Origin of the sequence: Octadecabacter antarcticus 307 (genome assembly GCF_000155675.2) — a bacterium.
Classification (GTDB): Bacteria; Pseudomonadota; Alphaproteobacteria; order Rhodobacterales; family Rhodobacteraceae; genus Octadecabacter; species Octadecabacter antarcticus.
Genome location: NC_020911.1, coordinates 1,743,686 through 1,757,098, shown reverse-complemented (window position 1 = coordinate 1,757,098; position 13,413 = coordinate 1,743,686). Strand labels below are relative to the sequence as shown.

Sequence of the window (13,413 nt, the reverse complement as noted above, 5' to 3'; positions counted from 1 at the left end):
GTGTGCTTGTCATATAGCGAACGCGTGCCGAAGCGCATGCTGGCCGCTAGGCCCGCATTGTTCTGATCGTGATGTGTTTTGATTATTGTCGGGCTTTGCGGCTGTGCTTGAGCCGATAGCTTTCGCCGTTCATCTCAAGAATGTGGACGTGATGAGTTAGTCGATCCAGCAGCGCGCCATTGGCGTGGCTCCAAGTGCGTCCAAGTAGCGCCGTCAACTTGTCCCAGCAGGCCGGATCGTCGGGACCACCGGCGATGACGATGTGATCCACGAGCCAGCTTTCCAACCCGCGACCCCAAGCACAGACGTCAACCTCGATGCGGTCTTTCTGCACATCAACGCCAGCGGTCAGGAACAGACCACCCTCGGGGATTTGTGTCCCGAAGGCTTCACGGCGTTCCGCCAGCCGCTGCCATTCCAGTGCGTCGCCAGATTCCACCCATGTTTCGCCCAGCAGGGTGTTGCGCGCCGCACGCAGCATCTCTTCGGACCCTTGGGCCGCCAGCCAGTCCCGCGCGATCTGCTGCCAGCTTTTCAGCCCAGTGGTGAATAGAGGGCCGAGAGGTGAAAGCCGATGGAATACGGATCAGCTGATACTGCCGTTGGCCGCCATTCGCCCCGCTCCAGCATCTGCGTCTTGTGATGCTCTGCAATGGGCTTCTCACAGCCTTCGCAGTGATAGGCCGCCGTATCAGGCTGACCTTTGTCCCAGCGCAGCCTCTCAAACTGCAGCCATTGCATCGCCCTGCAGTGCGGACATGGCACGAAGTAGCGCCGCTGGTCAGAGGCCTCATATTCGCGTTCAATCCGGCTCAACCCCCGGATCGTCGGGGTCGAGACCATGAACACCTTGCGCCGGTGCGAGAAGGTGGTGGTGCGCGCTTCCGCCAGAGTGACTGGATCGCCTTCCTCGTCGGCCCAGGCCGGATAGGCGTCGACCTCGTCCAGAAAGATGTAGCGCGCGGGCATTGAGCGCAGGCCAGTGGCAGAGTTGGCCCCGGTCAGCACCAGAATGCCGCCGGGAAACTCCTTGGACAGCATCGAGTTGCCAGCGTCGCGTGACCGTGCCGGATTGACCCGTTCCCGCAGAGCCGGGCTTTCCGCGATCAGCGGATCGAGCCGCCCGCGCGAGGTGCGCTTGGCCATCTCCAATGTCGGCAGCACCGCCAGCATCGGGCCAGGTGCGTGGTGGATCACAAAGCCAATCCAGTTGTTGCCAGCCTCGGTCGCCCCAACCTGCGCGGCCTTCATGAAGCTGATCCGCTGTACCGGGTGGCGCGGTGACAGCGCATCCATGATCTCACGCAAGTACGGCGTCCGTGCGGTACGATACTGACCCGGTTCCGCACTGGCCCGCGACGACAGTTTGCGGTGCTGATCTGCCCATTCAGACACCGTCAGGTCAGGATCTGGGCGCATGCCGCGACGCCAGGACCGAAGGATGTCTTCGGCTCCGTCAAACCCCAGATCGAGATCAGCGGTTAGGTCGTTGGTATCACCCGAGGTCGACCCTGAGATCGGCCAGGGCGTCGAGTTGCGCTCTGACATGGGTTTCCATCACCCTCTGCAGGATCGCGGCCTCGATGATCACTGGACGTCCTGGTCGCTCTGGACGTCCCGGTCGCTCCGGTTTGCCGGATTGTTTTTCCACTTCTGCGGCCACTTCGGCAGCCATCAGTGCTGACACGCGTGCGGGCGAGGTGACCCAAGTGTCGCGCTCCTGCCGCGCCAGCCGGAACACCAGCGCTTCGGCCCGGGCGCGATCCACAAGCGTGCCCTTTTTCTTCTGGATCGCCAGTTGCTTTTCCTGCGCCTGGTAGACCGTCAACGCCGTGCGGGCTTTCAGATACGACGAGCTGTCCACTGGCCCGGAAAACCCGGTATCGCCACCCGTACTACGCCGCTGCTGGTCTGGATCAGTCATCACCGCGCGGCGCGCATCGGACCCCGCCGCGTTGATCGACAGATCGCCGTAGACCACCAGACGTCCAGCCTTGCGGGCCTTCTGGATCGCCCCGCGAGAGAGGCCACAGTGGGCTGAATATTCCCGTTCGCTCATACCCTTCATGGCGCTGTCCGCTTCTATTAAAGCAATGATATTGCTCGTTATTCAGTTGATTGTACTGCGTGACAGAGCGATTCTAATTACACCAGAACGATGCAACTCACCCCCGGATATCCCGTCATGGCGGGACTTTGCCTTGTAGAAGTGTGCTGCATCTCGCGCGCCGTAAACTCAGAGGCGACCATGATCAAACTCACTGAAACCCAAACCATTGTTCTCAGCGCCGGGGCCCAGCGCCCCGACAACATCGCCCTGCCGCTGCCCAAAGGGTTGCATGGCGCGGCCGCGAAGATGGCCGTCACCAAGATGATGATGCACGGCTGGCTGCAGAAGGTCGACGCCGACCTGCGCAAGAGCGAGCTGATCCGGCGTGAAACCGGCGACGGCCATGGCACGACACTGGTGGTCACCGAGGCAGGTCTTTTGGCCATTGGGATTGAACCGGTAGTTGTGCAGACGATAGCTGCCATTCGTAAACGCGCTGCCGAGGTACCTGCGCTCAAGCCGCTAACTCCACGCGTAGGGACCAAACAGGCGATGCTGATCGCTATGCTTCAAGCCCCTGAAGGCACCACGATGGAGGCGATGATCGCCGCCACCGGCTGGCAGGCCCACACCGTGCGCGGTGCCATGTCGGGTGCTTTGCGCAAGAAACTCGGGCTGGTCGTGACCTCAGTGAAGGAGGAAGGCCGAGGGCGGGTTTATCGGATTGGCCAGCGCGACTAAAATCTGACTAATGGCGGCTCAGAGCCTAGAGTGACGAAATTCTGTAACGCAGCGAACAGCTGCTGTTACGAAAAAGGCAAAAACCTTCAACAACTAGTTAGGTTTTGAACGGGGTTTGTGGCAGCGTTGGATGAGGTAGTTTGTGGGTGTTCCAAAAAGGAGGGTTTTTGGTTCATAGCAGACTTCAATCATCGCCTCAGTCTGTGCTATCCGCTACCAGTACTTTTCGGAATTCGCGTTCGGCATCTCGTCCGATCTGGATATTCCCCAACAACCATTCAACCTGTTCCCTTGCAAGGTTAGTGACCTCGGCGTCATTTATGTTTTCCCACAGGAGGTAGAGGTAGGAGTTACCAAACCCAGCCATTACGGGTGCAACCGTTGGAGGTGTCAGTCGTTCCAAGTCGGCATCATTTCGAAAATAAGAGAAATTCCATGAATGAACAATATCCTCAAGGTTTGCGCCTATCACGCCGAATGAACCTGTTGGTGACTTCATTGATCGAATTTGATGCTCCGAGTGTTGCGTAATGACGTTACGGTAGGGTTGCCCATAGAAATCAGTTAGTTCTTTGTCTGGGAAGTCGTTGCCGACAATCCAGTCTAAGCCAATTGTCCTTCGACGAAGTTCAAAGGCGAGTTGATCAAATTTGAACATATCATCATTGTTGTTGCTGTAGGAGAGCAGCCCGTAACGGCTATCGGGATGTCCCATCTGGTTCATTCTAGCAATAAAATTTTCAAGAAGGTTATCGGTCCAGAATCTTTCAGCAAGTTTGTCCGGTCTTGTTAGGTCAGTAACTGCTAAATCTCCGAAAACCTCCTTGTGTTTATTCCAGAGCTTTTCAATGTCGTGGCTATATCCGCTCTTCACGGATACCCCATTGAGAACAAGGCCAGCTTTCAAAAGCTTTTCGATTGTTTGAAGCGCCTGCCACCAAAATTCTTCATTGATGCCGTAGGTTTTGGCAAATCTCGCGAAGAAGTAGTTGCGGTCGGACGGTGCGACAAAAAACTTGTGCGCAAAGACTGATTTAAAGTGGTTCAAAGGAGTATTGAACACAGTTGTTCCTCTACTTGGATTTGAAAATAGCTAGGCAAAACTGGTCTTGCTGATGTGAACTTAATCATGAATTCTTCATGGCTGCTGCGAAAGTCCGCAATCTGCCAATATTACCAAATATTGCGCCAATATGAACCCTTCCAAAAACTACCGTTTTTGGAAGGGTTTCCCGAAAGCTGACATCGGTGCATCCGCAGCGCGGTTATTGCAGGCTGCACCTTATTTTGCTCAATCCGACCGGAGCTTTACCACCGCTTTGGCTGTCATTTCCCGCTGCAGCACAGAAAACGGAAAAGTGCTCACGTAGCCAGCCTCTTGGCCTTTAGGTCGGTGAAGGTCTCGCCGGTCTCGGGCAGTACCGCATTCGCCCCGGTGAACTGTTGCCACCGCTCGATCGCCACATCAACATAGGCAGGGTTCAATTCGATCCCGAAGCAGACGCGCCCAGTGGTTTCCGCCGCGATCAGCGTGGTGCCGGATCCCATGAAAGGTTCATATACCGCCTGTCCGGGGCTAGAATTGTTCAGGATCGGGCGACGCATGCATTCCACAGGCTTCTGTGTGCCGTGGACGGTGGTAGCGTCTTGGTCCTTGCCGGAAATATGCCACAGCGTGGTTTGCTTGCGGTCCCCGGCCCAGTGGCCCTTGCCGGTCTTTTTCACCGCGTACCAGCACGGCTCGTGCTGCCAGTGGTAATCACCACGGCTGAGCACCAGCCGGTCCTTGGCCCAGATGATCTGCGACCGAACGTTGAAACCCGTCGCCATCAGGCTCTCAGCCACCGTCGCCGCATGCAGCGCGCTATGCCAGACGTAGGCGACATCGCCCGGGAACAGCGCCCACGCTTCGCGCCAGTCGGCGCGGTCGTCGTTCAGCACCTTGCCGGTGCGCTTGGTCTTGGCGGCACCCACCTGGTTGCGCCAGGACGGGTCATATTTCACGCCATAGGGCGGATCGGTTACCATCAGCTGCGGCTTCACATCGCCCAGCAGCCGCCCGACCACATCGGCGGATGTGCTGTCGCCGCAGATCAGTTGGTGCGACCCGAGCCGCCAGAGGTCGCCCACAACAGATACCGGCGTGACCGGCGGTTCGGGAATGTCATCCTCGCCCTCAACCTGCTCGTCGCCGCACAGCGCGTCAGGATTACGCAGCAAGGCATCCAGATCTGCGTCAGTGATGCCCAGAAGTGAGAGGTCAAAATCCTCAGCTAACAGTCCCGCGACCTCGTCGCGCAGCATCGCCTCGTCCCAGTCGCCCAGTTCGGTCAGCTTGTTGTCGGCGATGCGGTAGGCCCGGCGTTCCGCTTCATCGAGGTGGCTCAGCCGGATTACCGGCACGTCCTTCAGCCCCAACATCGCCGCCGCCAGCACCCGACCATGCCCAGCGATCAGCTCACCATCGTCTGCCACCATGCAGGGCACGGTCCAGCCAAACTTCGCCATGCTGGCGGCGATCTTGGCCACCTGATCTGTACCGTGGATCTTGGCATTGCGGGCATAGGGGCGCAAACGGTCGATCGGCCAGGTTTCGATCTCGCTCGGTGCAAAGACCAGATCCATTTGGCAGCTTTCATTTTGGGCAGGTCGGACAGAGCGATGCGCGCGACCAATAGTGGCAGCGGCAGAATCAACATCCGCGATGTGGAGAAAAAAGAAATCGCCTGCGAGGGGATACCTGCAGGCGCTATTCTTCGATGATCAACAGATAGGTCAAGGGGGGGCAGCTTTGTCAAATGGAAAACTGATGTGGATTCAATGGCTTCCCAGCAGGTGGCTTCCGCTGGCTGCCTTCCGGCGCGGTGGCTTCCACAAACTGGATTCCCTGGCTTCCGCAAAAGAATCCAGCACGCCGACGTCGTGATTCCGCAAGCCTTTGATAATGAGTCGTAATTTCCGAATATTATGCGACAGGTGGATTCCAAGTGGATTCCCCCACAAAATCCACTTTCGCTAGCGAAGTGCCGCGCTTAGCCCCCCCGCATACGTTTGGGGGCGGGGAGGAACCATGCCAGGGGGGGCTTCACTTCCGGCCCTTAGCGGAACTTGACGAAGTCGGGTGCAGCTTCACAAGACCGGACTTTCGCCGCGGGCGCAAACAATCATTGGTTTTTAAGTGCAGCTCAAAACGCGCGTCGCTATTTAGCAAAGACAACTATTGCAGAGGATGACAAAACGATAACTGATTTTGTCGCTCGCGTGAGAGCGACATACCAATCCTCTTTGGTCATCCCAGCGTATTCCACGATTACTACATGCTCGAATTCCAAGCCTTTCAGAAGGAGCGTGCTACCCACGCACCTTCTGGCAACGTGACGCCCCAAGTGCCTTGACTTAGCTCCCACATCCCCTGCCGCTTCTGAAAGCGCAGCCCCTGTGGTTCTTGATGTTCGAAGTGCCGAGAGCATCATGCTGAGGATTTCGCGACGATACGGGAAAATGTCGTTTCGGCCCAAAATTCCTTCAATAAGGTCCAGCACATGCATCAACCCATCTGGCTTAGTAACGCGATCTCCGACGTCGATAAGCTCTCCGAATTTCAGTCGACCAGCACTTTTGCCGTTTTTGTGTGAATTAACGGAGTTCGCGAAATCAACCCGAAGCCCGACGACGCAGAGCTTAACAAAGTTTAAGACCGCAGACAGCCTGCCCGCATTGTTGGATTCCTCAATCAATTTGACATGCTTGGCGAGCGGCTTGCAGGAAAGAGGTTCAACGACGGCAAACCTCTGTTTCGCAAGCTTTTTGGCAATATTCTCCCGACTTGCCTCGGATGCGGACTGCGCCACGACCACTAACGTGCCTTCCAAATCTATGGTTTCGAGGCATATTCTCCTGACTTTTCCGGACCGAAATCCTGGATCATCTGGTAGCCATTGGCGCTGAATACCACTTTCGTCCTTACGGAAACCTAAGGGGGCACCCGCTTCGATCTGCTCTCTCATCTCGACCAGCTTCTGTCCAAGCTCTGAGTTGGCATTTTCGTTCTTCCAGCGCCACGGCGTAGTCAACTTTGCGATATTGGGAAAATCCTTTTCAACGACATCGTCCCAATCTACCACGCCATCAAATTCGAAAATTGATTGCAGCGGGTCCCCAAAAATACAGACAGGAACAAGCTGCTTAAGCCCCACGATTAACTCATGCTGGTGCGCGCTACAGTCCTGATACTCATCGACGAAAACGCAAGCGTACGTAGCAAAGATCACGTCATCGATGCCACCCAATTCAAGCAGCTTGACCGCAGCGGGATAGACTGCTGCCCAGTCATTGTTGCTTTGAGGATTAGTCTTTTTGATCCCCGAAGTATTTGGGTAGCTTTTCGCAAACCGCAGACACCAACTCGCGATTGTATCGAGCTGATAGGACGACGCTGGCACGTTTAGCTTGCGTAGCCGCTTTTGCAGTACATCAACGCCCGCAAATGTATGTGTAAGAATAAGGCAGCGCCTCGACACTTCCGGATCATCGCTAATAGCTTTCACCGTCCGCACGATTTGCTCAGTTTTCCCGCATCCGGCAGCCGCAATCACGCTGCCTGCTTTCGTCGCACGAATGATGGCCGTGACTTCCTCTTGGGAAAGCTCAGGCATCAATCCACTGCCTCACTTCATTTATCGTTTTCGCAAGTGGGGTCTCCGGAATGTCTTTGAGACAACCGAAGACAATTGTTCCTAATTGCTCGCCACGCGTCATATCTTTGAACCATGATCGATCTTCTTTGATGCCCGGCTTTTTTTCGACTTTCAGAGTGGCCGCCGTTGCCAGCCGTTTACGATTATCCTCAGTGTCAACAAGCGCGTTTAGCGCCGCTCGATCAATGCCCGGCCCCTCTGGGGCAGCCAAGTGAAGATTGTTCAGAACCTTTCCTTCGCCGACGACTTCGATGGCATAATTAACTATTGCCGTTACAGTTGCCCATGGAACGTCGAGAAAAACCCTGCGTTCAATATCGCAGTTGTCTAACCATTCAGAAACTTGGGCTCCGATCTCCTTTAAGGCATGCTTGGTGCCTGCTGAGACCTCAACATCAGAGTCCAGCAATACGAAACAGCGGTAACCGAGATTTTGCATATGCAGACCAAGCTTTACAGCATTGTCGTTCCCGCCGCCATCAATCGCAACGGCTCCCTGATAGGCGAAGGACTCCTTGCCTTCATTACACCAAAGGTCGTCAAGGCCACGCCAAAAACCAACCTCCGTTCGCCCCTCACCAATCAACAAGCGTGGGGCTAGGAACGCATGTGGACTGGACCGAATGTGCCGCTGTGCCGTATCCTCTTTTCCTTCCTCTGGCCGCGCGCATTTAACTGCAATACTGCCTGCGTTTTTACGAACACAAAACAGTTCTGCAACATCCAATTCACAAACAACAACTGGAGAATGTGTCGTCAGGAATGTTTGGTGGACAATAGGCGGCGCATCCCCATCCTGTGGGAACCCAGATCGCAAATAACGCAACAAGCGCAATATGCGATGAGGCTCCAACCCAAATTCGAGCTCATCAACAAGCATGATATTTTCAGTTGGGCCTGAGTTTTGCAGACCGGCAACCATCAGGCGTGACGATCCACTACCAAGCGTCCTTAGCGGGAGGCCGCCATCGTGTAAAGAAACCGCGCCGGACGCCAGCATACCAGAGTGAATGTCCAATTGGGCCTCGTAACTCGCTGACTTCGGCACCATAAAATCTGCACCAACCTTCTCCGTCAACTTAACAACATCGTCGAACGATGTTCGATCTCCGGCAGCAAACGATGTCTTTGCTTGCCTAACTGAAGTGGCCAGTAGCTCCGATGCATTCGGCCCCTTCTCAAGCCTACCAAGCGCAGAGCTTCGACCCCATGTGAGATGACGGTCTGCGTATTCCCCAAGCCGGTTGGGGGCCGTCAACTTGGCGTCTTTGAATCCGAAACGCGGAGGCTCGCCTTCGAGGCGTTCATTGAAAATTTCCCAACGCCATTCGAGCGTGTCCGGATCAAGTGATGCTTTTACAGTTAGGGCCAGAATATCGCCCTCGGCTCGTTCGTCGTTGATTTTTCTGTCTGCGTCGCTCCAACCACGCAAAAATAAACCGTACCTATGCTCAACAATTAATTCTTCTGGAAGCTGAACGAGAGTGAGGCAAATTTCTGGTTTGCTTGCTGGATCGCAACCAAACAAGTCGGGATCACTCCCGGAGAACCCGAAGCGTGGGTTTAAGCCGATTTCAATAGCATCCAATACAGTTGTCTTGCAGGAATCACCTGGACCGATAAGGCAATTCACGTTCGGTGACGGTGACCACTCAAGTGATTTAATGCCCCTGAATTCCAAAATTGAAATGTGTGCGATACGCATTTGATAGATTCCAAAAAATTGAGTGAATACTTTTAATTCACCCATCATCAAGGAGCCAGCCACACTTGCAACCCATTAAACGCAGGGAACGGTGCTGTCGGACTTCCAATGTCTGGTTTTCTGCGGTTGGCATAGAATGTTACAGTTGCAGCGAAGGTCCGGTTCCCGCCCTTGGGGTCGAATGACACGAACGCCCCAGAGCCTACTTTGGCCACCCCTTGGGACGCTGCGACGCAGCTTTAGCACTTCTGACATTCGTACACGCGCAGCATTTCCTCGGCTTTATGGTCGGTCAGCCGACTTTTCTGCCGTTCGCAGCAAGAGAAAAAATTGAATGTTTACACGCCAACGATTTTTTACCGCCTCTGCGTGTCACAAACTGAATGTCAAAGGCAGCCCTTTATAGATACTGTTGATACTTTATAGATACTGTTGATATAGGAGATGCCGCACAGGACTGTTGAATGGCCGATGTCAGGAAAAAACCGGTAATCCCGACTGGGTCTGTCACCCTAGCGGTTGTTCTCAGTCTTGTTTCTCTTGTATTTTTTGATCTGATGGGGTTGGTCATCAAACGTCTGTCTGCTGATTATGGTGCGGCGGAACTGTCCGCGTACCGCAATATCTTTGGACTGGTACCCAGCTTTATCGCGCTTTGGTCATCGCCCGCCTGGCACCGAAGCGGCCGTCGTCTGCGTGTCCGCCAATGGGGCTTGATCTGCGCGCGGGGTCTGATAGTCACTTTTGCCCAGTTAATGTTCTATCTATCTCTGGGCCTGATAGCCTTCGCCAGTGCAACGACAATTTCCTATTCCAGCGGGCTTTTCATGACGGCCTTTGCGGTGCTGCTACTGGGGGAGCGAGTAGGTTTAATCCGTTGGGTCGCAGTGCTGATTGGCTTTGTAGGCGTTGTGATGGTGATAGGTCCGAGGCGTGAGACATTTATTTTGGCGTCCCTCTTACCACTGGGTGCCGCTGCGCTCTACGCGCTGACTGGAGTAACGGCACGGCTAATCGATGAAGAAGTGCCAAGCACACTGGTCAACTTGTATTCCACGGGCTTTGCCGTTGTCGGATCGGTAGTGCTTGCGCTGCTCCTCGGTGGTTTTTCGACTGTCCAATCTGCGTCCGATCTCGCGTGGATTGTGGCAATGGGAGGGTTTGGGGGAACCGCTGTATTGCTTCTGATTGTATCATTCAGGATGACTGAACAAAGCAACCTTGCCCCATTTAGCTATTTCGGCATTCCGATGGCGTTCTTTTTCGGCTGGGTGTTCTTTGGCGAAGCGCCAATACAGGACCTCTTCCCTGGCTCGATCCTAATCGTCGTCGGCGGGGTGTTGGTCGTTTGGCGAGAACGTCGGCGAAACAAACCAGCCTAACCGGCGCTATCGGCGCCCTTTGCAGACCTTCACCACCACTCTACGGGGCTGAGATGCAGCCCGCCATTGCAGCCATTCGTGCAGAGCGCAGCATTTATGGGCTAAAACGTCAGTCAGCGGACTTTTCTGCCCTTAGCTTTACGTGCTCTAACGACCGCTTGCTGTGGTCGGGTCGACGAGAATTGCGAGGGCCAGCGGAGCAAAAGGTTCAATTCTGGCGTTGAATGGCTCTCATCCTCATAAATATTGAGGCGGCTCCCTTCAAAGGAGGGGAGGTACAATTGCTAATCCTACGACCTTGGCGACTCAGCTGCGTAGCGCGCCTTGACTAACTTATGGAATAGCGCTGAGAGGGACTGGCCATGTTCAATTGGACTGTTGGGCCATATGGTTTGGGTTCCCACGAAGGCCGCGTATTCGAGCTGGGCCAGAAGTTGGGCATCCTGCTCAGATAGATCCAGTTGATCCTGATAGAGGCTTTTCATGAATTCGATCCGCATCTGATCGACCGCAGTCACGACACCGGAAGCTATCGCGTTTTTCTGGGCCAAAATACGAATGCCAACATCTTCTGTTTGATCCATTGCCATGGCAATGATTTTTAAATGTTTTGCTTTGCCAATGCTGTCAGGGAGCGCTGAAAGTTGTTCAATTATATCGCCGGTGTTTTTCTTTTTCCAGTACTCCAACAGAGCCTCAAAGTAGGCGGGTTGATCCTTGAAGTGATGGTAAAACGACCCAATCGTTTTATGTGCGGCGGCACAAAGCGCACTGAGCTTAAGCGCGTCTGGGCCGTCAGAAGCCAACTGGCTCAACCCAAAAGCTAGCCAATCATCTTTTGTGAACCGCGCAGGCATCATCCTATGATCCCGAATAGCCCCAGTACGGCGACAGGTAGAAACAACCAACCCTGTGGCATATCGCGAAAACGCTGTCGTTTGATGGTCACCAATGCAAGTCCCCAGACACAATAGGCGGTAGCCGTGACGGTTCCTATAATGGCAGCTTCCCACGCATCATCGACGAGACCCGACCATGCAAAAGCAGCTGCCATAAGCGTCACGCTGATCGAAACCAAATGCCAACAATAGTAGTTTAGGTACCTAACGACTGCGTCAAGTTCTTTTGCGGCCAACATCGGAGTCGCGTAGATCGGACCACCGGCAAATATGTGAAGTAGTGTTATTGCAAACGAGGTTGCGCTCGCAGCCAGAAACCACATGTTCATGTCATTGCCTCCCTAAATTACATAACATAATATATGTTGTGTATTCTTTTGCGTAAGGAAGTCAATGTGGAGCAGTCTTTAAAACTCACCGATGAACACATACAACCGCCCTTCGCCGCCCTCCACTGCGTTGCAGAAGTAGAGTACATTGGGCTCACTGCGGACCTTAGCCGCTCCACAGCATCGCCACCATCAATCTAATCATGCAGCGTCACACACGGCCCATAGCTGACTTCCGCCGACCACTCCGATGCCGCGCCGCAGCTTCCCCAGACCGGCCATTCGTGCATCGCGCAGCATTTACCAAGGGCGAGTGACGGCAGTGCGGATAAACCGACCGTTGACCTTGAGTTATTCAATGTCCGCTAAGTCTCACGGCCTAATGGTGTAGCACCCTAAATTCACCGTGCCTCAAACAGCGTCTCCAGAATAGGACATTCTGGCACATCGCCTTGGCTGCACTCTGCCGCCATTCCTACAAGCGCTTTCTCCAACTTCCGCAGCCCTTTGATTTTTTCGCACATAGAGGCTAGATGCCCAATGGTCAATCCATGCACCTCGCCGCACGTAAAATCTTGCCGGTCCACCATTTCCAGCAATGCACGGATTTCATCAATGCTGAACCCAAGTTCACGCGATGTTTTGATGAATGACAGCCGCTTAAGCTGGTCGTGGTTATACTGGCGGTTGCCCCCTTCTGTGCGATCCGGCTGCGGCATGATTTTAATGCGCTCGTAGTATCGGATTGTTTCAATATTTACGCCAGTGCGCTTGGACATTTCGCCAATCGGATAACCTCGCGCGTTCGTGAAGTCGGACATCGAAAAAACCTCTTGCTTCTGTAGTGGCTACAGACCGCATCCTACATTAAGAAACCTAAATTGCCAGTGCTTGCATGACTGACACCCTAGACGTTGACCTAAACCAGAGCGACCCTGACAGCCGAAAGGCACGCATGATTGCTGCGGGCGGCATTCTTGGTGCTCTTGCAGCTTCAACGTGCTGCATTGTTCCGTTGATCCTATTTAGTCTTGGCGTGTCCGGTGCATGGATTGGCAATTTGACAGCGCTTGAACCCTACAAGCCAATCTTCATTGTGATTACGCTGGGGTTCCTCGGCTATGGCTACTGGATGGTTTATCGCAAGCCCAAGACCTGTGCAGAGGGCGACACCTGTGCGCGACCACTTCCTAACCGGCTGGTTAAATCTGCGCTTTGGGCATCAACACTTCTTATCGTGATCGCGCTGTTCTGGAGCTGGATCGCGCCGGTCGTCGCCCCCATTCTTCTTGGTCTGTGAAAGGACATATAATGAAACTCCGCACCTCCGTTTTCGCCCTGATTGGCTTTATGGCTGCCGCCCCTGTCTTTGCGGCAGAGCAAACAGTCACATTCTCAGCTCCCGGCATGACTTGTGCCAGCTGCCCCTTCATCGTTGAATCAGCGATGAGCGGCGTCGATGGGGTTCTAACAGTAACTGCTGACGCCGACACCAGAACGGCGCTGGTTGTCTTTGATGACGCCATTGTCAGTGCAACAGATATTGCGTTCGCCTCTACGTCCGCGGGTTACGAAGCTGAGCTTGACACCGATGACAGTAATTCCTGAGC

12 protein-coding genes and 2 pseudogenes are annotated in these 13,413 nt (G+C 54.4%); 4 read left to right on the top strand and 10 right to left on the bottom strand.

Translation table 11 applies throughout. From position 1 onward, the window contains the following. Positions 1–82: 82 nt before the first annotated feature. The 3 genes and pseudogenes from OAN307_RS29415 to OAN307_RS09005 form a co-directional block, all read right to left on the bottom strand. Positions 83–178, bottom strand: a pseudogene (locus OAN307_RS29415) (ATP-binding protein); the annotation flags it as partial. Further along, a pseudogene (locus tag OAN307_RS09010) lies at positions 167–1,548 on the bottom strand (phage terminase large subunit family protein); the annotation flags it as partial. The pseudogenes OAN307_RS09010 and OAN307_RS29415, both read right to left, overlap by 12 nt. Beyond that, the gene (locus OAN307_RS09005; RefSeq protein WP_015499472.1) at positions 1,496–2,068 is read right to left on the bottom strand and encodes a hypothetical protein; all 573 of its coding nucleotides are present in this window, start codon (positions 2,066–2,068) and stop codon (positions 1,496–1,498) included. The gene OAN307_RS09005 and the pseudogene OAN307_RS09010, both read right to left, overlap by 53 nt. Positions 2,069–2,248: 180 nt before the next feature. Here OAN307_RS09005 and OAN307_RS09000 point away from each other — a divergent pair, with 180 nt between their 5' ends. Next, positions 2,249–2,791 (top strand): DUF3489 domain-containing protein, encoded by a 543-nt coding sequence (locus OAN307_RS09000; RefSeq protein ID WP_044044593.1) that lies wholly within the window; start codon positions 2,249–2,251, stop codon positions 2,789–2,791. Between the two features lie 196 nt (positions 2,792–2,987). On the opposite strand, the gene OAN307_RS08995 is transcribed toward OAN307_RS09000, so the two are convergent. From OAN307_RS08995 to OAN307_RS08975, 4 genes are all read right to left on the bottom strand, one after another. Continuing rightward, positions 2,988–3,839, bottom strand: a complete 852-nt coding sequence (locus OAN307_RS08995; RefSeq protein ID WP_245541007.1) for a HEPN domain-containing protein — start codon at positions 3,837–3,839, stop codon at positions 2,988–2,990. A 314-nt stretch (positions 3,840–4,153) separates the two neighbouring features. Then, positions 4,154–5,416 carry a site-specific DNA-methyltransferase gene (locus tag OAN307_RS08990; protein WP_015499469.1) on the bottom strand — a complete coding sequence of 421 codons (1,263 nt, stop codon included), beginning with the start codon at positions 5,414–5,416 and terminating at the stop codon, positions 4,154–4,156. 575 nt (positions 5,417–5,991) lie between these two features. After that, on the bottom strand, positions 5,992–7,446 hold the full coding sequence (locus OAN307_RS08980; RefSeq protein WP_015499468.1) for a UvrD-helicase domain-containing protein: 1,455 nt from the start codon (positions 7,444–7,446) through the stop codon (positions 5,992–5,994). Beyond that, the gene (locus tag OAN307_RS08975; RefSeq protein WP_051067976.1) at positions 7,439–9,241 is read right to left on the bottom strand and encodes an ATP-dependent nuclease; all 1,803 of its coding nucleotides are present in this window, start codon (positions 9,239–9,241) and stop codon (positions 7,439–7,441) included. Before OAN307_RS08975 ends, OAN307_RS08980 begins: the two co-directional genes overlap by 8 nt. Before the next feature lie 416 nt (positions 9,242–9,657). Between OAN307_RS08975 and OAN307_RS08970 the strand changes: the two genes are divergently transcribed. Then, positions 9,658–10,575: a DMT family transporter gene (locus OAN307_RS08970; protein ID WP_015499465.1), complete on the top strand. Its 918-nt coding sequence runs from the start codon at positions 9,658–9,660 to the stop codon at positions 10,573–10,575. A 290-nt stretch (positions 10,576–10,865) separates the two neighbouring features. Here OAN307_RS08970 and OAN307_RS08965 read toward each other — a convergent pair whose 3' ends face one another. From OAN307_RS08965 to OAN307_RS08955, 3 genes are all read right to left on the bottom strand, one after another. Beyond that, positions 10,866–11,264, bottom strand: a complete 399-nt coding sequence (locus OAN307_RS08965; protein WP_144055545.1) for a hypothetical protein — start codon at positions 11,262–11,264, stop codon at positions 10,866–10,868. A gap of 167 nt (positions 11,265–11,431) precedes the next feature. Beyond that, entirely contained in the window at positions 11,432–11,803 is a 372-nt protein-coding gene (locus OAN307_RS08960; protein WP_044043464.1) for a hypothetical protein, read from the bottom strand. Positions 11,804–12,204: 401 nt separating this feature from the next. Beyond that, on the bottom strand, positions 12,205–12,624 hold the full coding sequence (locus tag OAN307_RS08955; RefSeq protein ID WP_015499463.1) for a MerR family transcriptional regulator: 420 nt from the start codon (positions 12,622–12,624) through the stop codon (positions 12,205–12,207). A 74-nt stretch (positions 12,625–12,698) separates the two neighbouring features. Here OAN307_RS08955 and OAN307_RS08950 point away from each other — a divergent pair, with 74 nt between their 5' ends. Further along, on the top strand, positions 12,699–13,103 hold the full coding sequence (locus tag OAN307_RS08950; protein WP_015499462.1) for a mercuric transporter MerT family protein: 405 nt from the start codon (positions 12,699–12,701) through the stop codon (positions 13,101–13,103). Positions 13,104–13,114: 11 nt separating this feature from the next. After that, the gene (locus OAN307_RS08945) at positions 13,115–13,411 is read left to right on the top strand and encodes a heavy-metal-associated domain-containing protein (protein ID WP_015499461.1); all 297 of its coding nucleotides are present in this window, start codon (positions 13,115–13,117) and stop codon (positions 13,409–13,411) included. Positions 13,412–13,413: the final 2 nt, after the last annotated feature.

Coding starts and splice junctions, on each gene's coding strand:
- OAN307_RS09005 (WP_015499472.1), bottom strand. CDS start 2,068: ATGAAGGGTATGAGCGAACGGGAATATTCAGCCCACTGTGGCCTCTCT.
- OAN307_RS09000 (WP_044044593.1), top strand. CDS start 2,249: ATGATCAAACTCACTGAAACCCAAACCATTGTTCTCAGCGCCGGGGCC.
- OAN307_RS08990 (WP_015499469.1), bottom strand. CDS start 5,416: ATGGATCTGGTCTTTGCACCGAGCGAGATCGAAACCTGGCCGATCGAC.
- OAN307_RS08980 (WP_015499468.1), bottom strand. CDS start 7,446: ATGCCTGAGCTTTCCCAAGAGGAAGTCACGGCCATCATTCGTGCGACG.
- OAN307_RS08975 (WP_051067976.1), bottom strand. CDS start 9,241: ATGATGGGTGAATTAAAAGTATTCACTCAATTTTTTGGAATCTATCAA.
- OAN307_RS08970 (WP_015499465.1), top strand. CDS start 9,658: ATGGCCGATGTCAGGAAAAAACCGGTAATCCCGACTGGGTCTGTCACC.
- OAN307_RS08960 (WP_044043464.1), bottom strand. CDS start 11,803: ATGAACATGTGGTTTCTGGCTGCGAGCGCAACCTCGTTTGCAATAACA.
- OAN307_RS08955 (WP_015499463.1), bottom strand. CDS start 12,624: ATGTCCGACTTCACGAACGCGCGAGGTTATCCGATTGGCGAAATGTCC.
- OAN307_RS08950 (WP_015499462.1), top strand. CDS start 12,699: ATGACTGACACCCTAGACGTTGACCTAAACCAGAGCGACCCTGACAGC.
- OAN307_RS08945 (WP_015499461.1), top strand. CDS start 13,115: ATGAAACTCCGCACCTCCGTTTTCGCCCTGATTGGCTTTATGGCTGCC.